Annotated in this window: 15 protein-coding genes; 5 read left to right on the forward strand and 10 right to left on the reverse strand. The window is 64.9% G+C overall.

The window, feature by feature from the left end:
- Window positions 1-1,125, forward strand: a complete 1,125-nt coding sequence (locus tag F462_RS10305) for a hypothetical protein (RefSeq protein WP_038053896.1) — start codon at window positions 1-3, stop codon at window positions 1,123-1,125.
- A 91-nt stretch (window positions 1,126-1,216) separates the two neighbouring features.
- Entirely contained in the window at window positions 1,217-2,434 is a 1,218-nt protein-coding gene (gene ispG, locus F462_RS10310) for a flavodoxin-dependent (E)-4-hydroxy-3-methylbut-2-enyl-diphosphate synthase (RefSeq protein WP_038053899.1), read from the forward strand.
- Window positions 2,435-2,722: 288 nt separating this feature from the next.
- Here ispG and F462_RS10315 read toward each other — a convergent pair whose 3' ends face one another.
- The 7 genes from F462_RS10315 to F462_RS10345 all read right to left on the reverse strand — a co-directional run bounded on the left by F462_RS10315 (window position 2,723) and on the right by F462_RS10345 (window position 12,942).
- A complete protein-coding gene (locus F462_RS10315; RefSeq protein WP_038053901.1) occupies window positions 2,723-3,097 on the reverse strand; it encodes a hypothetical protein in 375 nt (124 codons plus the stop codon).
- Between the two features lie 532 nt (window positions 3,098-3,629).
- Window positions 3,630-5,111, reverse strand: a complete 1,482-nt coding sequence (locus tag F462_RS10320; RefSeq protein WP_038053904.1) for an AMP nucleosidase — start codon at window positions 5,109-5,111, stop codon at window positions 3,630-3,632.
- Window positions 5,112-5,179: 68 nt separating this feature from the next.
- On the reverse strand, window positions 5,180-6,775 hold the full coding sequence (locus F462_RS10325; protein ID WP_038053907.1) for a Na/Pi cotransporter family protein: 1,596 nt from the start codon (window positions 6,773-6,775) through the stop codon (window positions 5,180-5,182).
- Between the two features lie 289 nt (window positions 6,776-7,064).
- Window positions 7,065-7,721, reverse strand: coding sequence for a TorF family putative porin (locus F462_RS10330; protein ID WP_038053910.1), 657 nt, complete (start codon window positions 7,719-7,721; stop codon window positions 7,065-7,067).
- Between the two features lie 83 nt (window positions 7,722-7,804).
- Window positions 7,805-9,190, reverse strand: a complete 1,386-nt coding sequence (gene mgtE, locus F462_RS10335; RefSeq protein ID WP_038053912.1) for a magnesium transporter — start codon at window positions 9,188-9,190, stop codon at window positions 7,805-7,807.
- Between the two features lie 634 nt (window positions 9,191-9,824).
- The gene (locus F462_RS10340; RefSeq protein WP_038053915.1) at window positions 9,825-11,396 is read right to left on the reverse strand and encodes a methyl-accepting chemotaxis protein; all 1,572 of its coding nucleotides are present in this window, start codon (window positions 11,394-11,396) and stop codon (window positions 9,825-9,827) included.
- A gap of 166 nt (window positions 11,397-11,562) precedes the next feature.
- Complete coding sequence (locus tag F462_RS10345; RefSeq protein ID WP_018141670.1) at window positions 11,563-12,942, reverse strand: HDOD domain-containing protein; 1,380 nt, start codon at window positions 12,940-12,942, stop codon at window positions 11,563-11,565.
- Window positions 12,943-13,052: 110 nt separating this feature from the next.
- Between F462_RS10345 and motA the strand changes: the two genes are divergently transcribed.
- From motA to F462_RS10360, 3 genes are all read left to right on the forward strand, one after another.
- Window positions 13,053-13,904, forward strand: coding sequence for a flagellar motor stator protein MotA (gene motA / locus F462_RS10350; RefSeq protein WP_026181639.1), 852 nt, complete (start codon window positions 13,053-13,055; stop codon window positions 13,902-13,904).
- 19 nt (window positions 13,905-13,923) lie between these two features.
- The gene (gene motB / locus F462_RS10355; RefSeq protein ID WP_018874577.1) at window positions 13,924-14,856 is read left to right on the forward strand and encodes a flagellar motor protein MotB; all 933 of its coding nucleotides are present in this window, start codon (window positions 13,924-13,926) and stop codon (window positions 14,854-14,856) included.
- Window positions 14,857-15,156: 300 nt separating this feature from the next.
- Entirely contained in the window at window positions 15,157-16,227 is a 1,071-nt protein-coding gene (locus tag F462_RS10360) for a CobW family GTP-binding protein (protein WP_018141673.1), read from the forward strand.
- 93 nt (window positions 16,228-16,320) lie between these two features.
- Here F462_RS10360 and F462_RS10365 read toward each other — a convergent pair whose 3' ends face one another.
- The 3 genes from F462_RS10365 to F462_RS10375 form a co-directional block, all read right to left on the reverse strand.
- Window positions 16,321-17,109 carry a sulfite exporter TauE/SafE family protein gene (locus F462_RS10365; protein ID WP_018141674.1) on the reverse strand — a complete coding sequence of 263 codons (789 nt, stop codon included), beginning with the start codon at window positions 17,107-17,109 and terminating at the stop codon, window positions 16,321-16,323.
- Window positions 17,110-17,115: 6 nt separating this feature from the next.
- Window positions 17,116-18,096 carry a M14 family metallopeptidase gene (locus tag F462_RS10370; RefSeq protein ID WP_038053918.1) on the reverse strand — a complete coding sequence of 327 codons (981 nt, stop codon included), beginning with the start codon at window positions 18,094-18,096 and terminating at the stop codon, window positions 17,116-17,118.
- 315 nt (window positions 18,097-18,411) lie between these two features.
- The gene (locus F462_RS10375) at window positions 18,412-22,323 is read right to left on the reverse strand and encodes an EAL domain-containing protein (RefSeq protein ID WP_038053921.1); all 3,912 of its coding nucleotides are present in this window, start codon (window positions 22,321-22,323) and stop codon (window positions 18,412-18,414) included.
- Between the last annotated feature and the right edge of the window lie 12 nt (window positions 22,324-22,335).

A 22,335-nucleotide genomic window follows, 5' to 3' on the forward strand; every position in this document is an offset into this window, starting at 1 on the left:
ATGGTCCAGCCCAACACCTCCGCCCCCACTACCGCGCCCCAGCGACGCGCAGGCGCCTATGCGCGCTGGGGGTGGCTGATCCTCACCCTGCTCGCGAGCGTGCTGCTGCTGTGGCTCGTTACCGAATACGAGCCCCGAAGCTGGGCGCCTGCCGAATCGCTGACCCTGCAATTGGGCGAGCAGCGCTACCAGCTCGACCGCGAGCGGCTGACCCGACTGGAACGCTTCTCCCTGGAATGGCTGGAGGCCGGTGATGCCGAAGCTCGGGACCACTGGCAGGCGCGTGTGGACCATGAACTGGACGGTCTGTTCGAAGAACTGCGCGCGCGCATCCCCGAGGTCGCCGATTATTACTTCTCGCTGGAGGCCGAGTACCACCGCCTGTGGCTGCGCGGGACCCAGTGGCTGGGTCAGACGGACCCGGAGGCACCGGCCCGGGTGTTGCGGGAGCAACTCCTGCCCGCAAGCCTGTGGGACCAGCCGTTGCAGGAGCTGGCCAGCGCGATCGAATGGGGCCTGGACGAGCAGCAGCGCCAGATCCGCGATGCCTGGCGCCTGGAACTGACCGACCGCCTCGCGGATGCCCGCATCCCCGATCCTCCCCCACGAGCCGGACAACCCGTCACGGACGAGATCGAACGCGGTCACAGCCTGCATGCCGCACTGGATATCGATCTGGAACGCTTCGACCGCCGCACCGGGCTGGCCGCAACCGCCGCGGCCGGCACGGGCCTGGCCACCCCGCTGATCGCACGGGCGGTACAAGCGCGGCTGGCCACCCGGGCCACACAGGCAGGGCTTGCGCGCAGCCTCGGGCGGGCCGGCCGCGCCGGGGCGGCCGGCTTCGGGATCTGCGCCTGGAGCGGGCCGTTCTCCCTGGGCTGTGGCATCGCCGCCGCGGGGGTCACCATCGTCGCCGCCGACTGGGCCTTGCTGCGGCTGGACGAGAGCCGTCACCGCGACGACCTGGAGACCGCCTTGCACGAGGCATTGGACGCCCTGCACGCCGAGACCCGACAGTCCTGGCAGCAAGCCATTGAAGACCGCGTGGAGGCACGCCACACTGCCAGCCGCGAGTCCATCCGCAACACCTTCCAGCCCTGGCAAATGGAACTGGAACCATGAGCCCCAACCCCGGTTCGCCTGCGGCGTCTCGGCAGCGAGCGGGGGCTGCGTTACACTCCGGCCACCGATTTGACGCGCGCCCCGAACCGCCATGAAGACAACCCCCATTCGCCACAAGACCGTCCCCGTCCGCGTCGGCCACGTCACCGTCGGCGGCGACCATCCGGTCGTGGTGCAATCGATGACCAATACCGACACCGCCGACGCCCTGCGTACCGCGGTGCAGGTCGCGGAGCTGGCCCGCGCCGGCTCCGAGGTCGTGCGCATTACCGTCAACTCCGAAGATGCCGCCAAGGCGGTGCCGGAGATCCGCGAGCGCCTGGAAGCCATGGGCCTCGTGGTACCTCTGGTGGGCGACTTCCACTTCAACGGCCACAAGCTGCTGACGAAGCATCCCGAATGCGCCGAAGCGCTGGCCAAGCTGCGCATTAATCCGGGCAACGTCGGGCGTGGCTCGAAGCGCGATAGCCAGTACGCGGCGATGATCGAGACCGCCTGCCGCTTCGACAAGCCGGTGCGTATCGGCGTGAACTGGGGCAGCCTGGACCAGGCCCTGCTCGCGCGCATGATGGACGAGAACAGCCAGCGCGCCGAGCCGTTGGAGCCGGAAGTAATCATGCAGGAGGCGCTGATCACCTCGGCGCTTGAGAGCGCCGCCGAGGCCGAACGCATCGGCCTGCCCCACGACCGCATCATTCTGTCCGCCAAAGTCAGTGGCGTGCAGCCACTGATTAGCGTCTACCAGGATTTGGCCTCGCGCTGTGACTACCCGCTGCACCTCGGTCTGACCGAGGCCGGCATGGGTGCGAAGGGCATCGTCGCCTCCACCGCCGCGCTGGCCGTGCTGCTGCAGCAGGGCATCGGCGACACCATCCGCATCTCGCTGACCCCGGAGCCCGGCGGCGACCGCACCAAGGAGGTGCTAGTCGCCCAGGAGATCCTTCAGAGCATGGGGCTGCGCAGCTTTCTACCCTCAGTCGTGGCCTGCCCCGGCTGCGGGCGCACCTCCAGCGAGTACTTCCAGCACCTGGCGCAGGACATCCAGACCTACATCCGTCATCAGATGCCGAGCTGGAAGCAGCAGTATCCGGGGGTGGAGGAGATGACCGTTGCGGTGATGGGCTGCGTGGTCAACGGCCCCGGCGAAAGCAAGCACGCCAACATCGGCATCTCCCTCCCCGGCACCGGCGAGCAGCCGGTGGCCCCGGTCTACGAAGACGGCGAGAAGACCGTGACGCTCAAGGGCGAACACATCGCCGAGGAATTCCAGGCCCGCGTCGAGGCCTACATCGAACGCCGCTACGGCTAGAAAAACTCACACTCACCACGAAGCCCACGATGGCACGAACAAAGGCGTTTGCACCACAGAGGACACAGAGAACACGGAGACAGGTCGATGGGGGTAAAGCGTTGCTCTCTGCTCAGCGGCATTCAGCCGCATCGAAACCTTCTTTAGATTGCTCTGTTTTCTCCGTGCCCTCTGTGGTGCAAACGCCCTTGACCTTCTTCGTGTTTTCGTGGGCTTCGTGTTGAAAAACCACCCCGCGCCCGGAGGCCGACGCCGATCTCGGCACCCTTCACCCCGCCGAGACGCCGTTCAACGATTGCGTCGATGCACCAGGATCATTTCCACACCCCGGCGCTTGAACGCGGGCAGCGACTCGAGAATCCCGTGGACGTCAGCATTCGGCAAGCGTTCGCAGATCCGCGCCAGCGCGTAGTTACTCAACCCTCGCGCCAGGCGGCCGACGTCCTCTGCCGGCAGCTGCCGCACCACATGGGCCTGGGCATCCTCCGTGAGCCGCATCAGGCGCAGCCGCGCAGTGCCGGGCTCGCCCCCCTGCAGCGCACGGCTTACGAGCTCCAGCGCCGCATCCGGACGCTCATCACGCCAGAGGATGGGGGCCACCGCGCCCGCATCCATCCCGGGAAAATGGTTGTTGTTCAGGTGTTCTGCGTAGATCGGGTTCATCGCGTTTCTCCTCGCCAATGAGCTGGCGTCAAACATGACGCGCAGCAACAACACGGCCGCACTCAACATGCGGAACAGAAACGTGAAGGACGGTGGCGGGAATGAAACGGTTGAACGGTGGCGGGGGATAAAGGTACGTACCCACTTGCGTGCCATCGGGGATGTCGCGGCGCGCAAGAGGCAGTGAAGGGCGGGCAGCTAGATGACCCGAGTCCCTGGTGCTTCCTGACGCGACAGGCGACAAAACCGCTTCAGGCCATCACCGGCCTTCACGTGTTTAGATCGACTACTGTCACTTTCCATTAATGCAATGGCCTCTGATGCTTCGGAAGTGCCCCCGGCGCAAACCGAGAACACGCAAAATTATATCTGCGGCTGCCTTTACCTGAAACCCCTCCTGCGTCGGAATTTCAGAAAAACCACACATGCCCGGCGTGCCACGGGAAAACACGGACCAACATTTGCCTGGCAGCCATGCGTCGGCTATACCGAACGATGGCCCGACCAGACGGCTTTACGCCTCTTCCTGGTGCTACAGAAAAGCCGTTTCGTTGAAGGAACGCAGCTTGCGGCTGTGGATCTCCTCGATGGGCATCTCGCGCAGCAACTCCATCGCGCGAATCCCGATCTCCAGGTGGCGGGACACCTGTGTTCGGTAAAAGCTCGACGCCATGCCCGGCAGTTTCAGTTCACCGTGGAGCGGCTTGTCGGAGACGCACAGCAGCGTTCCGTAGGGCACACGAAACCTAAAGCCGTTGGCCGCGATGGTGGCGCTTTCCATATCCAGAGCGATGGCTCGGGACTGGCTGAGTCGCCGCACCGGGCCGGACTGCTCCCGCAACTCCCAGTTCCGGTTGTCGATGCTGGCGACCGTGCCGGTGCGCATGATCCGCTTGAGGTCATAGCCTTCGAGTTGCGTGATCTCCGCCACGGCATCCTGCAGCGCAATCTGAATCTCGGCCAAAGCCGGGATCGGGACCCATACGGGCAGATCAGCATCCAGCACGTGGTCCTCGCGCACATAGGCATGGGCGAGTACGAAATCCCCCAGCGCCTGGGAGCTGCGCAGCCCGGCGCAATGGCCGACCATCAGCCAGGCACGCGGACGCAGGACGGCGATGTGGTCGGTGGCGGTCTTCGCATTCGATGGCCCCACGCCGATATTGACCAGCGTGACTCCCGCGCAACCCGGTCGCTGCAGATGGAAGGCCGGCATCTGCGGCGAACGGGTCCGAGCGGGGATCGGCGCGTCGGGGTCGGTGATTACGACGTCCCCCGGCGCCACCAGCGCACTGTAGCCGCTGTCGGGATCGCGCAGCTGTGCGCGGGCGAAGGCCTCGAACTCGTCCATGTAGAACTGGTAATTGGTGAACAGGACGTGGTTCTGGAAATGCTCGGGCGCAGTGCCCGTGTAATGCGCAATCCGCGCCAGCGAGTAATCCACCCGCTGCGCGCTGAACAGGGCCAGCGGCAGGGAGCCATCCTCGCGCGCCACGGCATCGCCGTTGGCCGCTTCGTCATTCATGGTGGCCAGATCCGGCACATCGAAATTGTCGCGCAGCGAGCGCTCCTGCCCGTCATGCTCCGGCGGCTTCACCCCACCCCTGCCGGCCATGGCAAACTGCAGGGGTATCGGCGTGGTGGAGGGACCCACGCTGACCGGGACACCATGGTTCTGCATCAGCAACGTGATCTGCTGATACAGGTAATCTCTGAAAAGATCCGGGCGGGTCACCGTGGTTGTGTAGGTACCCGGTTCCGTCACGTGACCGAAGCTCAGGCGCGCATCGATTGGATCAAAGCGCGCGGTGGAAAAACGGATTTCCGGATAGCAAGCCCTGAAACGGGCAGCCGGCGGCTCACCTCTGGAAACACCTTGAAATGCTTCGACAAGAAATTGTGTTGCGTCCGTGTAGAGCTCTTCGAGACAGGCGACCGCCTGGTCGGCATCCGTAAAAGAGCGAAACTCGGGCACCGCAGGGGTCCGAATTGGAGGCAATCTGTTCGGCGTCATCCGGATTCTCCTTTCTGTTTGGCCAGTGCCTCGGTGCCTGAATCGCATCAGCTCGGTAACAAGCATGCTTACGTGTCCAGCGCCTCGACCTCCGGTTCGTTACGGCAGTAGACATATGCCACGCCGCTCAGACGGCGATTGAGCTGCTGGAAATCGTCGAGGATCTCCCAGACCGGGTACGGCAGACCGATCTGCGTGCGCTTCGCCTGGATCAGCCAGCTACTGTTCTCCTGCTTGCGTTCCAGGATCTTGCGCCCCAACTCGGGGCGTTCGCGCATCAGCATCCGGGCGACTGTATTCATCTGCTGCGAGAGTCGCGTCGCGGCCTCGGACAACACCGGGCGTGCGGCCGCCAGCGCATCGGGATGCGCCTGCAACAGTCGCTCGACGTCCTCGTGCAGGTTCGTTCCCAGCGTGCGCACGATGACCGGCAGTTCGCGCATAAAGTCGTCCAGGGTCTCCTTCAGGATCTGATCGTTTGTGTCCAGCGCGTCGTCCGGAATCCCGTCCAGAAACTCCACCAGTTCGTCACGAACCTCCAGGATCTGCCAGCGCCGGTGATCCATCTCCGTCTTCAGCCCGGCAGGGAGCTGCCCCTCGGCAAGGGCGAGCATGGCCCGTTCGCGAATCAGGTGCAGTTGGTCAAACATCTTCAATGTCTCCCGCAGCACGGCGTTGAGCGCCAGCACCGGATTCTGCAGGAGCAGCGGATCGAGGCTTGTGGGTCCGGAAGGCTCGGTCATCGCCGGCTCGGGGACCAGGATACGAACCCAGCGCCCCAGAACGGCCGCGAACAGGATCGCCGCGCAGGCGACCAGGTTGAACAGCGTGTGCCCCCAGGCCGCCTGCTGCGGCAGTGTACCGGGCAGCATTTCCAGCGATGTCAGTGGCAGATGCAGCAGCACGGCGGTCAGGACCACCACCAGCGGGCCCTTCACCAGCAAACCCGCCAGACCGAGCCTGCGTCCCTGACGATCGTTCCAGCCGGCGACCAGTACCGTCAGCACCAGGCCGATGTTCGCGCCCAGGACCCACAACAACAGCATGGTCAGATCCACCTGGCCGCTGGCGACCAGGGCAAGTGCGAGCGCGATCGACGCCGTGGCACTCTGCATCATCAGTGTCAGCAACGCGGCGCCGATCAGGAACAGCAGCGGCAGATGCCCTAGCGCGGCAAACAGATTCACAACAGCAGGATCACTGCCGAGCGCGCGCGCGGCCTCGCCCAGCAGCCCCATCCCCAGTAGCATGAATCCGAACGCCAGCAGTGCCTGCCCGATACCCCGCGGCCGTGGGGCCTCGACGTATAGGAACAACGCCGCGCCCAAGGCAACAAACAGGCCAGCGAACGCCTGCAGGTCGAAGGACAGCACCTGGATCAGGGCCGTCGTGCCCAGTTGCGCCCCCAGCAGAACCGCGAGCACGTTCTCCCAGGCGACATTCCCGCGGCGGGTCATCTGCACCGAAAGCAGGGCTGCGGCCGTCGACGAGGGCATCACGACCCCGCCCGCGACACCACCGACCCATGCGCGGGGGCGAGTGCGGGTAAAGCCCTGCAGCCAGTCGATCAGATCACCGCCCATCGCCCGCGCGAAACCCTTGCGCAGGAAACGCAGGCCGAACAGGATCAGCAGGACGCCTGCTACGAGATTGATCATTTCCATCGCGGCACCTGTGCAGCGGTTCGCGCTCAGTTTGGGTACTTGCAGGCTCCGGGCGCCATGTCCCGGAGCGTCGGGGTTGGGAAACGGGCCCGCTCACCATTGCCAAGCGGCGGGTGATATGCGCGCCAATGGGGCAGCATAAATCGCAGCACCACCGGAGCGGCAGCTAAGCCCACTTTGGCAGTCACACTGCTCCTTTCCGGACTCGAATCCTCGAAAAGAAAACGGGCCACTTCCCGGCCCGGAGTCCCGGAAGACGGCCCGCTCGTTAGTGTCCTGGGCGGACGCGTCAGAAGCTCAGAGTGTAACCGGCCACGAAGAGGTCCTGGGCACCGCTCTCGTCGCGCGAAGCATAGGTCAGCGAGAAGGTACCGAAGTCGGTCGCGCGCGCCGCACCCAGTTCCCAGAACTTCGCGCCGTTGTCATCGGCCGGATCGTCATAGCCAAGCCCACCGAAGAGCTCGGTGCGCGGGGCCATTTCGTGCCCGGCCCCGACGAACCAGACGCGGCTGCCCTCGGCATCGCGATCGTCGGCGTGCGCGACATACGCCACCTCGGCGAACAGCGGCCCCCAGTCCGCACCCAGGAACAGCTCACCCTCGTCTTCGTCATCGAGGCTGGAATAGTGGGAGTACTCGTAGCCGAATTCGATGCCGATCGGGCCAGCGTCGAAGCCGTAGCCGACGAACGGTACGATCTCGGTGCCACGGCCACTACCGAGGCTGGAGGCCTGCACACCGGTGAACACGCCGGTGGGGAAACCCAACTCGAAGCCGCCCTGGACCACCGGGTCGTTATCGGATTTGGAGGCGCCGTCGTCGATGTAGTCGGTGAACACGCCGATATTGAATTCGGCCTCGGCGGCCTGGGCCGCCGAGATGCCGAAGGCGAAGACTCCGGCTAGGGTGGCGCCCAGCACGCCGCGATGGAAGTTGTGATGATTCATGTCGATTCCTCTTCTATCAAATGTATTTTGCAAGCGTGTTGCCGGATTTTATCTCCGGCAACACGCTTCGGTTTTCCCGTCATTCAGGCCGGCATGTGCGCGCTCAGCAGCCAGGCGGCCATCCCGAAGTACACGGCCAGGCCGGTGAAATCCTTTATGGTGGTGATGAACGGGTCGGCACCAGGCGCATGGTCCACACCAACCTTCAGCAGCACCCACGGCAACAGGAACCCAAGGAGGGAGGCGGTGAACACGGAGATGAACAGCGCAACACCGACCACGACGCCCAGTTGCGGGATGTCATTCGGCGCACCCTGCCAGAAATAGGCAATCGTCCCGGCCAGCACGGCCATGATGACCCCCATGGCCAGACCCACACCGGCCTCACGCACCATGTGGCCACGGAAAAATCGGCCCAGGTTGATATGCCCCAGGGCAAGCCCGCGGGCGAAGATCGTGGTCGACTGCGTACCCACGTTTCCGCCCATGTCCATCACCAGCGGGATAAATATGGCCAGCGCAACCACCGCCGCCAGGGTGTCCTCGAAGAAGTCGATCACCCCGCCTACGGCCAGACCACCGGCCAGCGTCACCATCAGGAAGGCCATGCGCACCTTGACCGCATAGCCAATCCCACCGGAGGTCAGCTTTTCGGATCGAACGACATCCTTGTGATGCAGCAGATCCCCAATGCCCGCCTTCTTGTAGAAGTCTTCCGAGGTGTCTTCCTCAAGCACGTCCATCGCATCATCGATGCGCAACACGCCCACCAGCAGGCCGTCCGCATCAACCACGGGCAACCAGGGCAGGTCCGTCCGCTGCAGCAGCCGTGCGGCCTCCACCTTGTCGCCGGTCGGAGTAGTGTAGAAGTCCCCCATCTCGAGGAGTTCACCCACCGGCTGTTCCGGCTCGGCACGTAACAGCCGGCCCAGGCGCACAAGCCCGCGGTAGTGCTGGTCGCGATCGGTGATCAGCAGCGCCGCCCCGACATCTTCGGGCATCTTCGAGTTGTCGCGCAGCCGTGCGGTAACCTCGCCAACGGTCTCCTCCGGGGTCACCCAGAACACCGGGCGGCGCATGAAACGGGCCACCGTGTCCTCGTCTTGACGCCACAGGGTGCGGACCTTGTCACGCTTGGCGCCCGGGAGGGCGTTCAGGAAATCCTCGGAACGCCCTTTGCCAACGAGATTCAGGGCACGCGCCAGGGTGTAGGCCGGCAGACGCTGGACCAGTTCACGCGCTGCGGGGGCCGGCATCTGTTCGAGCAGGATGGCCTGCTCTTCGTCGTCCATGGCCAGGAAGATGGCGCGACGCTCATTGAGGTCCACGCCTTCCAGCACGGTCCAGCGCGCGGCCGGCTCCAGTTCGGCGAGACGTTCGGCCGTGATGGCCGGGGCTGGGTGGATCAGCTCAGAACGGGCGCGTTCCAGCTCACCCGCGTCAATCATTTTCTGAATGATGTCGTTCATCAGTAATGCTCCTCGTACGTGTAAAAGTCATACAAAGCACGCAGGGCATTACAAAAAGACCAAAGAATCCCGTGACCGCTGGCGGCGGTCTTTTACAAAACCCCCATCAGCGAGACGAACACACTTTTACTTTTTCCACTGCCCTGCAGTGTTACTTCGGGCCTAGACCCGGGGTCGTCGTCTTCAGGTGCTGGCATGGCAGCCTCCTGTTGGTTGGCTGGTTGAGAGAAAACGGATACGCGCACAGCAATACGCACCCCGCTCCATCGGAGACACGCAGAGCGTTCCCCGATACGGGCAGAGGCGGAATATTATCGAACGGCATGAAACCGCGCGCCGCGCACAAGGGCTGGCGCAGCACGGGGTTAAGGCTGGGGAGGCGCCCGTCGTAACGGACAGGGAGGGGAAAGGGCTTGTCACCCCCCCGGAATCACGCATATCGCTGACACCGGGGAGACACCACCGAATTACCGGATGGCGGGACCCCGCTGGCAACGATATGCACGCTCGCACTGACCACCGGCCCTACGCTCATGCATCCATCGACAACAGTCCATTGACAAACCTCTGCTACTTAAGATGGTCAAAATTGTAACTTCGCATATTCAATGGCGCAACCCTGAAAAGTAAAATACTAGCCAGTCTTTTGTTCAAACCGCTGGATCAGCGCTTTCAGATCGGCGGCCTCGGCCTGCAAGCGGGCACTGGCGTCACGCGCATGTACCGAAACCGATCCGGTCTCGCTGGCCACATCGCGGATCGAGGTCACGTTGCGGTTAATCTCCTCGGAGACCGCGCTTTGTTCCTCGACGGCCGTGGCGATCTGGGTATTCATCTCGGTGATCTGGGCAACGACCTCGCGGATCGTCGCCAGCGATTCGCCTGCCGCCTGCGCCTTTTCCACCCCGTCGGCGGCCTGCTCCTGACTGGCCCGCATCGCGGACATTGCCTCGCGGGCGCCACTTTGCAGGGTCTCGATCATTTTGCGGATGGTCACAGTGGACTCGTCGGTGCGCTGCGACAACGAACGCACCTCGTCCGCCACGACCGCAAAGCCGCGGCCGTGCTCGCCGGCGCGCGCGGCCTCGATCGCGGCGTTGAGCGCCAGCAGATTGGTCTGCTCGGCGATCTCGCGGATCACGCTCAGAATCTTGTCGATTTCCTCGGTGCTGGCCTCCAGCTTGCCCAGCTTCTCGGCTGTCGCCTCCACCTCGGCCGCCATGCGGTTGATCACGGATACCGTATCGTTCACGACGTCCTGCCCGGCGCCGGTCTCCTTCTCGGCGTTGTTGGCAGCCTCGGCGGCGCGGGCGGAGTTGCTCGCCATCTCATGGATGGTCGAGGTCATCTCGTTCATCGCGGTGGCGACCTGGTCGATCTCGTTTTGCTGGCGCTCCACGCCAGAGGCGGTCTGGTCCACGCTGCTGGTCATGGATTGGGCATCATCGTTCACCTCGTCGGCCTTGTCCGCGACCCGGCCCAACACGGTGCGCAGCTTCGCCTCGCCGAACTGCTGCACCAGTTCCAGCGAGGCGCTGTCGTCGCGGCGTCCGGTGTAGATCGACTCCATCACCGGGTTGTCGAACTGCTCCCGGGCCCGATTAACCGCCTGGCGGATTCCGGAAGTGAATGCCAGCGACGCGATGCCGCCCGCGGCAAAAATCAATACCAGCAGGCCCGCCTGCACGAGTGGCGAGGACACCAGAAACACCGCCGCAAGCGCCAGCAGGAAGCCGACAATCCAGGTCCCGGCGAGGCGCCAGGTAAGGCCGTGGTACCAGCGCCGGGCGAAGCTCCGACCCCGCAGGATCGCGGCATACACCTTCTCCGCTCGGGCGACATGCTCGCGCTCGGGGATCGCGCGCACCGACTCGTAGCCGTTCTTGCGGCCGTGCTCGTAGGCGGGGGTCACGAAGGCGTCCACCCAGTAATGGTCGCCGTCCTTGCGGCGGTTCTTGACGATGCCCATCCAGGCCCGGTCGGCCTTCAGGGTCTCCCACATATTCGCGTAGGCAGCCTCGGGCATATCCGGGTGGCGGACGATGTTATGAGCTGAGCCCTCCAACTCCGACCACTCGAAGCCACTGACATCCACGAAGTCATCATTGGCAAAACGGATACGCCCCTTCTCGTCGGTGGCAGAGATCAGGTCGCCGTGCTGATCAATCGAGTATTCCGTCTGGGTAACGGGCAGGTTCTTGCGCATGTCGCACGTCCTTTAGATTTAGCTGCGGGCGCGAGACCCGCGAAATCCGCCATACGCCGTGATCAACCTTCACAAAGGCGCGGATTTTGATCGCCCATATGCGTCTGTTTATCAGTATCGGCCGCCCCGCGAAGGACTTGAGCCAAAAGCCCGGCTCAAGGATCCCTCAGGGGTCAACGGGACGCGCGGCCGCCGCCAGCACGCGACGAAAATCCTCGAAGGCGGCCGGGGTCAGATCCAGCTCGCGCGCACGCCGGTCGGCATAGACCATGCCCAGCACGCGGTCGCCGTCGCACAGCCGAGCCACCAGACAGTCCACCCCGCCGGTCAGGCGGCGGACGGCAGCGGGCATCTCGTCATGGATGCGCTGGCGATCCCACCACTGGGCGGCGTCCTCCTCCAGGACCCGACCCAGCGGTCCGAGCGCGGACCGGTTGATCACAAAGTGGCTGAACTCCGGTTCGTGCAGGGTCCCGACCAGGTGCTCGGCGCGTAGACTCTCCCCATCGCGGGACAGACGGGCGAACACCACCCGGTTCAACCCCACGCCGAACTGCATCACCCGCAGCATTCTGCGGATTCGGGCCTCGCGATTCGTCTCCTGCTCGAGCGCGCGAAGTCCGGTCTCCAGCAGGTCTGCACGTGGCATCAGGGCCAGGCGCGGGCGATAGCGCTCGCTCAGCCAGACGCGACCGGGGATCTGCGGGTCCAGCGGCGCCCGCTGATAAACGGCGACATCCACGTTAAAACGCTCGATGATCGCGCCCACCCGGTCCGCGGCCTCCTTGTCCGTCAGCCCCATCAGACCGGCCAGCAGCCCAAGGTCCCGATCGCCGCGTCCGGTGTCCATGCCGCGGAAGACCTGCCAGGCCACGGCACTCGCGACCATGACCTCATAGGCCCGGTGATGGGCCGCGTTGACCGCGCGCAGCGTGCCCTGAACCAGTTCCGGCAGCGCCATCTGCTCCGCCATGGCGCGCGACAGGTCGTCCGTCGCATACCCCAGCGCGGCGTAGCTGGCCTCGTCCGGCAGGGCACTGAGCTCCAGCATCTCGAGCAGCCGATCTAGGCGCGGCTCGCCCTCGGACAGCAACGCCAGAAGGCCTAGCTGGTTCAGCAGGGCCGCCAGGGCCACCTCGCCTGGCTCGGTGTCGTGGCGCTTGTGCGCAATCTCGCCTGCGATCATTGCTGCCAGCCGCGACTGCGCCGCCAGCTCGCGATAGGCCTGGGGTCTCGTGACCACATCCTCGACGCGCGGGGCCTCGGCCGCCTCCCGGTGCACGTTCTCCAGGCCCAGCATGGAAATCGCGTCGCCCACCGAGTGCACTTCCTGGCGCAGACCGCGACGCGAGGCGTTGGCCCGGCGCACCAGGCGCAGGCTCAGGCCGGGATCGCGCTCGGCGTAGCGCGCCAGTTCGCGCAGGGAACGATTCACCAGGGCATCCGGGTCCGCAAACACCGCATCGCTGGCTTCCAGAATCGGCCATTCCAGCGCCGCCAGGCGCGCGGCCTCTTCCATGTAGGGCGCGTCCTTGTCCAGGGACATGCTGTACCTCGCGCAGGGGAGTCGTTATCGTAAAGCCCGTCAACTATAGCAATGCATGCGGACGGATGGCCTGTCCGACATGGCGCTTAAGCAACGTGGGGTCAGGGTCCGTGAAGTATTTGCTTGGTATCGTCATCGTTTTTTCATCGGTCTTCGGTGGATACTACTTTCATGGCGGCGACCTCCGGGTCATGTGGCAGCCCTACGAGTACTGGATCATCGGGGGCGCGGCGCTCGGGGCATTCCTGATCGCCAACCCGCCCCGAGTCGTCATCACCGTCTTCAAGTCCATCCCCAGCCTGATGAAGGGCAGCAAGTACAAGTCGGACGACTATCTCGACCTGCTGGCCATGATGTACAAGCTGTTCACCAAGGCCCGAAAAGAGGGCCTGATGGCGGTGGAAGCCGACATCGAGGAGCCGGAAGAAAGCGAGGTCTTCAAGGCCCACCCCCGGGTCCTGCAGGATCACCATGCGATGGAGTTCATCACCGACTACATGCGCCTGATTATCTCCGGCAGCATGAACCCGCATGAACTCGATGCCCTGATGGACCTGGACCTCGAGACCCACCACGAGGAATCGCACCAACCGGCCCACGCGGTTCACCGCGTGGCGGAGGCCCTCCCCGGCTTCGGTATCGTGGCTGCGGTTCTGGGCATCGTGATGACAATGGGCAAACTCGACGGCTCCATCGCGGAGATCGGCTCCAGCGTGGCGGCTGCCCTGGTCGGCTCGTTCCTCGGGATTCTGCTGGCCTACGGCTTTGCCGGGCCGACCTCGACCGCTCTCGAATCCCGCGCACAGGAGGAAGCCAAGTTCCTGCAGTGCATCAAGGCCTGCATCCTCGCCAATGTCCAGGGCTATAGCCCTCAGGTCGCGGTGGAGTTCGGTCGCAAGACCATGGAAAGCGCGATGCGCCCAAGCTTCTCCGAACTGGAAGAGTACGTGAAGGGGGCCTGACGGCCTCCGGATCACTACCATGGGAGTCGAAGACAAGACCCAGCCGATCATCGTCAAGAAGAAGGTGGTCCAGGGCGGCCACCACGGCGGCGCGTGGAAGATCGCTTTCGCCGACTTCACGCTCGCGATGATGGGCTTCTTCCTGGTGATGTGGCTGCTCGTTGCGCTGGATGACGACCAGCGCGCCGGGATCTCGGAGTACTTCCAGAATCCCTCCGCCTTCGTGGGCGAAGCTCCCGCACCGGGCCAGGCGCCCGGCGACGGAACCGGCGTGGACCCATCGATCATCGACTTCGAGGGCATGCCGGAACTCATTCAGGACCCGGAGGCCATGGAGGCCCCTACGGGCATCGATGAAGAAACCCTCGACGAGCTGGCCGAGGCGCGCGACCGCGAGGCCCTGGAGACCCTGCAGGAAGCGCTGGAGGAGGCCCTGGACCAGAGCCAGGCGCTCGAGCCCTTTAAGGACCAGCTGCTGCTGGACATCACACCCGAGGGCCTGCGCATCCAGATCATCGATCGCGAGAACCGGCCGATGTTCGACAGCGCCAGTGCGCGCCCGCTGGATCACGCGGACGCGATCTTGCGCGAGCTGGCCGGCCTGATTAATCAGGTGCCCAATCGGGTCTCGATCACCGGCCACACCGACGCCCGGCCCCTGCTGCGCCCGGACTACACCAACTGGGAGCTCTCGGCCGACCGCGCCAACGCCGCGCGCCGCGCCCTGATCGCCGGCGGCACCGAACCCGACCAGATCGCGCGGGTCGTCGGCCTGGCCGCCAGCGTGCCCTTCAACCGCGACGATCCGGAGGCCGCGATCAACCGGCGGATCACGCTGATTGTGCTGAATCAGGAAGCGGAAGAGGCGATGTACCGCAGCCTCGAAAGCGAAGGGGCCGCCCCGGAAACGCTCCGCGACAGCCCGGAACCCTCCGGCGACGGGGCCGGCTAGGGAAACACTGATCCATGTACACACTCCCGTTGGTACCCCAGGTTTTCCGAGACAAGGGGCGGTGCGCAGCCGGTAGTGGTTCTACCGGCCCGTTTTTGACTAAAACGGGCCGCAACGCAGGATCGGAGAACCTGGGGTGCCAACCCCACAATTTAATCAACGAAGGGGCTCGGCCTCTTTTGCGCGCGAACGGCGTTGCGGCTCCCTTGTGCAGAATGACTGCACGGCGGTCACCGCGCCTTGTTCGCACGCAAAAGCGACTCGAGCGTGAGCGCGTACATGGATCAGTGTTTACCTAGCATGCAGCGGCACCAGGACATCCCGCTCAACCTGATCACCGGGTTTCTCGGTGTCGGCAAGACCACCGCCATCCGCCACCTGCTCGCCCAGCGCCCGGAGGGCGAACACTGGGCCGTGCTGGTCAACGAGTTCGGCGAGATCGGCGTGGACGGCGGCCTGCTGGCCGATACCGGCGTCGCCCTGGAGGAGATCCCCGGCGGCTGCCTATGCTGTGTCTCCGCCCAGATGTTCACCGTCGGGCTAAACCGGCTGATCCGCAGCCAGAAGCCCGACCGCATCCTGATCGAACCCACCGGCCTCGGCCACCCGGCACAGATCATCCGCACCCTGACCGAGCCGCCCTATGCCGGTGTACTCGACCTACGCGCGACCGTGACCTTGATGGACGCACGCCACCTGGCCTCACCCCGCCATCGCGAACACCCCAACTGGCAGGATCAGATCGCCCTGGCGGACGTGCTGCTGGCCAACAAGGCGGACCTCTACAGCGATGACGACCGCGAGGCACTCCAGACCTTTGTCGCCGCCATGCCCGCGCCGCGACCGGTGGTGGTCGAAACCACCCACGGGCGCATCGAGCGCGAGTGGCTGGACCGGCCGCGACTGGACCGGGGTGGCGCCCTGTTTCCCGAGGCCCGAGCGTTTCTCGACACCGTGACCGAGCAGACCGATCACGGGCATGACCATGCCCACGATCATGAGCATGAGCACGATCACGGGCATGACCACGCCATGCCCACAGTGGACGAATGGGTCACCATCGACACCCGCGGCGATGGCTACATCGGCCGCAGTTGGCTCCTCCCGGAAGGCCAGACCATCGACCACGCGACCTTGGCGAACCTGGTCGACGGCTTTACCGGCGATCGGCTGAAGGGTCTCGTCGAGACCGAGCGAGGGTGGCACCGCCTCAATCGCGTGGATGTCCAGGGCGGCCTTGAGCCCATGAAGGCACCCAGCACGCCTCTGCGCCCTCGCATCGAAGCGATCCTGCCCGAGTCCGATGCCGCCGCTCTGGACCACCTCGCGCAGACGCTCGAGCACGCCCAACGCGCTACCCACCCAACATAGGATGCAATTGAGCGCAGCGAAAGGCATCAACACCGCCCACCAAGGCGATTACACCAAACGCTGACCGATGCATTCCGCTTCGCTCAATGCATCCTACAAGCCAGGTGGTGCCAACCAGGCGGGGTCGAGGAAGAACAGGACCGTGATCGCCGCGCCGATCGCAGTCACGGCGTGGCGGTAGCCCGCCTCGGGCAGACGGCGCACCAGGACAATACCGAGGCGCGCGCCCAGAATCGCGCCAGCCCCGACCGCCAGCAACCCGGTCGCCACGACCTGACCGCCCGCGACGTACACCACCACGGCCATCAGCGTGAGTACGGAGGACAGGAGATTCTTCACCGCGTTCGCCCGCGCAAGATCCACGACACCCTGGCCACGCAGGATCGCCAGCAACAGGATGCCCACCCCGCCGTTGAAATAGCCGCCATAGGCGCAACCCAGCCCGGCCCCCATTACGCGCAGTGGACCGGGCTGGGCCCGCGCGGCCTGGCGCTGCAACCAAGGCTCCAACGCAAACAAGAGCGTCGCCAGCAACAATAACCAAGGGATCAGTGCGCGGAAGCGGGCATCACCGGTCAGCAGCAGAATAGCGGCCCCGATGGCCCCACCGAACATGCCTGCCAGCAACAGCGCCCAGGCCAATCGACCACCCAGGCCTACCCAGGCTTCGCGCAACCGCCGGCGATCCACCAGCACGCTGGCGAGATAGCCGGGTAGAAGCGCCGCAGTGCCCGTGGCATTCGCGGCCACGGGCGGCACGCCGACGCTCATCAAGGCCGGCAGGGTCAGGAAACTGCCGCCACCAGCGACGGCATTCAGCAGGCCGGCGAAGAATCCAGCGGCGAGGAGCAGCAGCGCCAGGCCGGAAACATCAAAGTCCATGCCGGATCAGACGACCTGGCGATCGCTGAACTCGGCGCGATAGAACCACTCGTTGCCCGGCAACGAATTGGGGTTGGGGAACACGATGAACCCGGGCTCCGGGGCGCGCACCTCGGCACCATCGGCCCGGATACCGATCAGGTCGCCCGCCTCCAGCGGATCAAAGCTCTTCCACTCCCGCGCGAAACGGTCGTCCGGATGATCCCGATCGACCACCTCGACCAGACGCAGCACCTCCGGGTTCGCCTGGCCTGGTGTGGCCGGGGCGTCCAGCATCCCCAGGTGGGCCAGCGTATTGAGGATCGCGTTGTAGGCCACCATCGGCGCGCCGGGGTCGTCATGCTGACCGCACTCCAGCGTCACGCCATAGCCGCCCTGCGAGCGCATGTACTCGGTCGTGCCGATACCGTAACTGGGGTCGGTGGAGAGCATCTGCGCCCGCTGACTGGCATTCGGGTTCTTCATCCGCCGCGCGACACCGCGAGCATAGCTGTCCAACCACCCCTCGACCATGCGCTGCGGCCCCAAACACGCAGCCAACGCCTCTTCCTCGCGCGCCTGCGCAAAGCCCTCCAGCTCGCCCGCGTTGTTGCGCGGGCCGAGCATAATGAACGGCTGCCCACCAGTGTGGAACGAGTGCAGATCCAGCAACACGTCATGCGCCGCCAACAGCGGGCACAGAACATTGGCGATGCGGTCCTCAAAATCTTGCGGGTCGTCCGTCACGCGCAGGTTGCGGTTCAGATTGCGCTCGCCCATACGCTGACCGAGCCGATAGGCCAGCGGGTTGGTGCGTGGAACCAGCGTCAGCTGCCCGCGCAGCAGACGACGTTCACCCGATTCCAGCTCCTCGTTCAGGCGCTCGGTTGCCTGGGTCCCGCAGGTCTCGTTGCCGTGCACCGCCCCCAGCACAACCAGACGCGGCCCCGGCTCCAGGCCGTGGAAGGTAATGGAACGCATCGCGGTGGGATGAGCCGGGTCGGGCATCGGGCAACTCCAGACAGTGAATGGCGGAAGAAAGGCTACTCGAGCCACCCCACGAAAGCCATGCCAAATCGGGCTTCACGGTCCACGGTACATGTGGCCGACGTCGTCCTGAGAGGTTCCACTCAATCGGCCGGATTGTGAGACAGCATCAAAATCTTCGTTGAACTCACAGCAGCCGGGAAAGCCACCCATCGCCGCTCCCAAAACCTTCCTGAGTTCCTTACCTTCCTGTAACCCGTTCTTGACCTAGCCCTTGCACTGGCCCTTCTTCGTGCCTTCGTGAGCTTCGTGGTGAACAAAGCCCTAGACCTTGAATCAGCGCTTCGCGGAGGAAAGGTCCATGTGCTCGCCCATCCAGGCTTCCAGCGCCGCATACTCCAGCGGGTGGCTGAAGTAGTAACCCTGGCCAAGGGCACAGCCACGCTCCAGCAGGAAGGCGCTCTGTTCCGCCGTCTCCACCCCTTCCGCGATGACCTGCATATTCAGGTTGCGGCCCATCGCAATGATGGTCGCCACGATCTCGCGATCGGCGTTATCGTTGGTCACGCCGTCGACAAAACTGCGGTCAATCTTCAACACATCCAGGGGATAGGTGCGCAGGGCCGCCAGTGAGGAATAGCCGGTACCAAAGTCATCGATGGCCAGCCGAACCCCCAGCTCTTTCAACGCCGTCAGTCGCGCCACCCCTTGTTCGCCCTGCTGCATGATCGCGGTCTCGGTGATCTCCAGCTCCAGTTGAGCCGCCGGGAAGTCGGTCAGGGAAAGAATCTCGGCCACCCGACTCGCGAAATCACCTCGCTGGAGCTGGACCGGGGAGAGGTTGACCGCCATACTGAAATTGCCAGCCCCACGATCCAATAGCCGCCGCCCCGCATCACAGGCCTCTCGCAGTACCCATTCACCCAACGCCACGATCAGCCCGGTATCTTCGGCAACCGGGATGAAGCGGTCGGGCGGAATCATCTCGCCGTTTTCCGGCTGCCAGCGCAGCAACGCCTCCATCCCGAACGGCCGACTACCCACCAAATTCACCTGGGGCTGAAAATGCAGTCGCAGCTCCCCGCTGTTCGCCTCCAGGGCGTGACGCAGCCGGTTTTCCAGCTCCAGACGTTCGTCCGCCGCGCGCGTCAGGGCCTGGGTATAGAGACTCCAGGTCTGGCGGCCCGAGGCCTTGGCCTTATACATGGCGGTGTCTGCGTGCTGGATCAGTGCGGTGGCGGTATCGCCATGATCCGGGAACAAGCTGATGCCGATACTGCCGTTCAGGTAGACCGAACGCCCATCTTCCAGGACGAGTGGTTTTTCCAGACTCGCCAAAAGATCGTCAGCACACTGGGCAACCGCGTCATCACTGGCCGGGTTTTCCGCCACCACCAGGAACTCGTCGCCGCCCAGGCGCCCAAGGGCATGAGCCTGCCCCACGGCCTCGCGCAAGCGACGCGCGACATCCACCAGGACCTGGTCGCCCACCGGGTGTCCCATCGAATCGTTGACGTTCTTGAACCGGTCCAGGTCCAGGTTGAGCACCGCGACGCGGTACCCGTGCATGTGTGCACGCTCCAACGCCTGGCCCAGCATGGTTTGAAGCTGGCTACGATTGGGCAAGTCGGTCAGGGCATCGTGCTGCGCCAGGTACTGGAGCTCTTCCTCCGAACGCCGTAGTGCGGACATGTCCGTGAGCACCCCGGCGTAGTGCAGCGCATGACCCTGCTCGTCCTGCACCGTACTCAGACTCAACCACTGCGGACCCACTTCCCCGTTGCGGCGACGATTCCAGATCTCGCCCTGCCAGTGTCCATCGCGTTGCAACGCCTCCCACATGCACTGGAAAAAGGCCGCGTCGTGGCGGCCGGATTGCAGGAAGCTGGGGTTGCGACCGATTGCCTCACTCTCGGCGTAGCCGGTGATCTCCTCGAAGGCCGGATTGACTGCAACAATCCGCGGCGTCAGGTCCGTAATGACTACGCCATCGCGGGTACTCTCGAACACCGCCGCCATGCGCCGCAGCCCCAACAAAGCCTGACGTCGTTCCAGAGCCGCCCCAAGGCTGGACGCCACAATGCGGGCAAGGCTTTGATCGGCGGCCGTCCAGCGCTGTGCCTGCAGAACTCGGTCCAGTGCCAGAAAGCCACGGTACTCCCCCTCGACGTACAGGGGGACCAGCAGGATCGCCTGGCTCTGCGAGGCCTCCAGGATCTCACGCTCGGCATCCGGCAGCTCGCGGGTCAGCACATCCACCGCGCCCCCGCCTTGCAGGACCGTATGCCAGCGTGGCAGCACCGATTCCAGGCTCAGGTTGCGCAAGGGGGGTGGCCGAATCGCCTGATCCGCATCCGAGCGCACCCAGTAATAGCGGTGGATATCCAGCGCCTCGCGTGCGGCATGATCGAGTTCCGCGACCAGCACATAGGCGCGGTCGGCCCGCGCCTCGTGGCCCAGCTCCGCCAGCAGGCGATGGATTACGCTGGCGGGATTGTCCTCGCGCAGCAGTTCCACCGTCAGCTCGGCCGCGGTGCGCAGCGCCCGCTCGCGTTCGCCCAGGGCCTGTGCGGTCCGCAGCTTCTGCGCCGCCAGTCCGGCAATCTGGGTGAACTCGTCAATCAGGACCTGTTCGCCCGGATTCGGCCCGCGTGCGGTCTTCAGATAGATACCCAGGGTTCCCAGGACCCCACCGTCCGCGTCCCGGAATGGAAATGACCAGCAAGCCTGAAAACCGGCTCTATTCACCAGGTCACAGAACCCCGCCCAGTTCGGGTGACTGGCGCAGTCCTCGACAATCATCGGCGTCCCGCTCCATGCGGCCTCGCCACACGAACCCATGCCCTCGTCCGCCCGAAGACGGCGCGTCGCACTGCGCAGCGGATCGGGAATGCGCGACGCCGTAACACTGTGGAGCTCCTGGCTGTCCGCATCCAGCAGCATCACGCAGCCATACAGGTCAGGCGCCAGCGATTCCAGCCCCCTGACCACATCCTCCAATAGCCGGGGATCGCGCTCACCCGTCGCCAGACGCGCCAGAACATCCGCGCGCACTTCCTGCACCCGCTGCCCCAACACGCGCCGGGTCACGTCCACCAGGCTTCCGGACAGGCCCGCGGGGTTCCCGGCAGGGTCCAGATGCACGTGGCCGCGCAGTTCCAGCCAACAAAGCGAGCCATCCGCCGTCCGCAGACGGATCTCCTGCGTCAGCGCACCATCATCGGACTCCGCCGCTTGTACCAGGAGACGGGCCGCCGCCGCGCGGTCCTCCAGGGGCATGAATGCCAGCATCTCCTCGCCAAGGGCCACGTCTACCGAGAAGCCCGTAATGGCTGTCCAGGCCGGGTTCAGGAACTGCCAACAACCCGCCGCGTCGATCTCGAAGACAATGTCGCCTGCGCGTTCGATCACCTGGCGATAGCGCCGTTCGGACTCCGCCAATGCCGCCCGCTCCCGGCGCAAACCGGCGCGGGCATAGACCTGGTCCAGCAATGTGGGCAGCGTCTTCAGATAGCCTTCCGCCTTGATCGCGTAGTCCTCGACCCCCATGCGCAGCGCCCGGACCGCGAGGTCCTCGGTCCCCTGGCCGGTGATCAGGATGGTGGGCAGGTCCAGCCCGCGTTCCTCGCGTACGAGGCGCGCCAGCTCCAGGCCATCAATGCCGGGCAGACGGTAATCCACCAGCAGCAGGTCGAACTCCAGCTCGTCCGTGGCGTTCTCGGGTAGTGCCGCAAGCGCCTCCTCGGCCGTGCGTACGGGCACCAGATGAATCTGCGGGGCCGTTCGCGCGAGCTCACGCCGCGTGAGACCGATATCAAATTCGTTGTGCTCGGCATAGAGCACCCTTAGGGGCTCGCGCCCTGCGGTCAGACGCAGCTCGCGGCGAGCACAGGCATCCACCACCCGTTGCGGCAAGCGTTCCAGGTAGTCATCCGCCTTGGTCAAATAGTCGTCGGCCCCGGCCCGGAACGCCGCCACCACGGTCTCCTGCTCACCATGGCCGGTCAGCACCAGCACCGCCTCTCCCCGCTCCGCGGCTCGCAGTTCGCCGAGCAAATCAAGCCCGCTCCCATCCGGGAGGCGCAGGTCCACCACCATGCAATCGAACGGCTTCTCGGCCGTAAGCGTCGCGCGTGCATCGCCCAGGGTGCGGGACACGACAACCTCGGCCTCGGGCACCTGACGCTCGAGGACCCGGCGTTGCAGGTCGGCGTCCGCCAGGCTGTCTTCTACGAGCAGGATTCGCATGCGGTCTCGTAC

This window comes from Thioalkalivibrio sp. ALJ1 (assembly GCF_000745395.1).
GTDB lineage: Bacteria > Pseudomonadota > Gammaproteobacteria > Ectothiorhodospirales > Ectothiorhodospiraceae > Thioalkalivibrio.

Coding starts and splice junctions, on each gene's coding strand:
- F462_RS10305 (WP_038053896.1), top strand. CDS start 1: ATGGTCCAGCCCAACACCTCCGCCCCCACTACCGCGCCCCAGCGACGC.
- ispG (WP_038053899.1), top strand. CDS start 1,217: ATGAAGACAACCCCCATTCGCCACAAGACCGTCCCCGTCCGCGTCGGC.
- F462_RS10315 (WP_038053901.1), bottom strand. CDS start 3,097: ATGAACCCGATCTACGCAGAACACCTGAACAACAACCATTTTCCCGGG.
- F462_RS10320 (WP_038053904.1), bottom strand. CDS start 5,111: ATGACGCCGAACAGATTGCCTCCAATTCGGACCCCTGCGGTGCCCGAG.
- F462_RS10325 (WP_038053907.1), bottom strand. CDS start 6,775: ATGGAAATGATCAATCTCGTAGCAGGCGTCCTGCTGATCCTGTTCGGC.
- F462_RS10330 (WP_038053910.1), bottom strand. CDS start 7,721: ATGAATCATCACAACTTCCATCGCGGCGTGCTGGGCGCCACCCTAGCC.
- mgtE (WP_038053912.1), bottom strand. CDS start 9,190: ATGAACGACATCATTCAGAAAATGATTGACGCGGGTGAGCTGGAACGC.
- F462_RS10340 (WP_038053915.1), bottom strand. CDS start 11,396: ATGCGCAAGAACCTGCCCGTTACCCAGACGGAATACTCGATTGATCAG.
- F462_RS10345 (WP_018141670.1), bottom strand. CDS start 12,942: ATGTCCCTGGACAAGGACGCGCCCTACATGGAAGAGGCCGCGCGCCTG.
- motB (WP_018874577.1), top strand. CDS start 13,924: ATGGGAGTCGAAGACAAGACCCAGCCGATCATCGTCAAGAAGAAGGTG.
- F462_RS10360 (WP_018141673.1), top strand. CDS start 15,157: ATGCAGCGGCACCAGGACATCCCGCTCAACCTGATCACCGGGTTTCTC.
- F462_RS10365 (WP_018141674.1), bottom strand. CDS start 17,109: ATGGACTTTGATGTTTCCGGCCTGGCGCTGCTGCTCCTCGCCGCTGGA.
- F462_RS10370 (WP_038053918.1), bottom strand. CDS start 18,096: ATGCCCGACCCGGCTCATCCCACCGCGATGCGTTCCATTACCTTCCAC.
- F462_RS10375 (WP_038053921.1), bottom strand. CDS start 22,323: ATGCGAATCCTGCTCGTAGAAGACAGCCTGGCGGACGCCGACCTGCAA.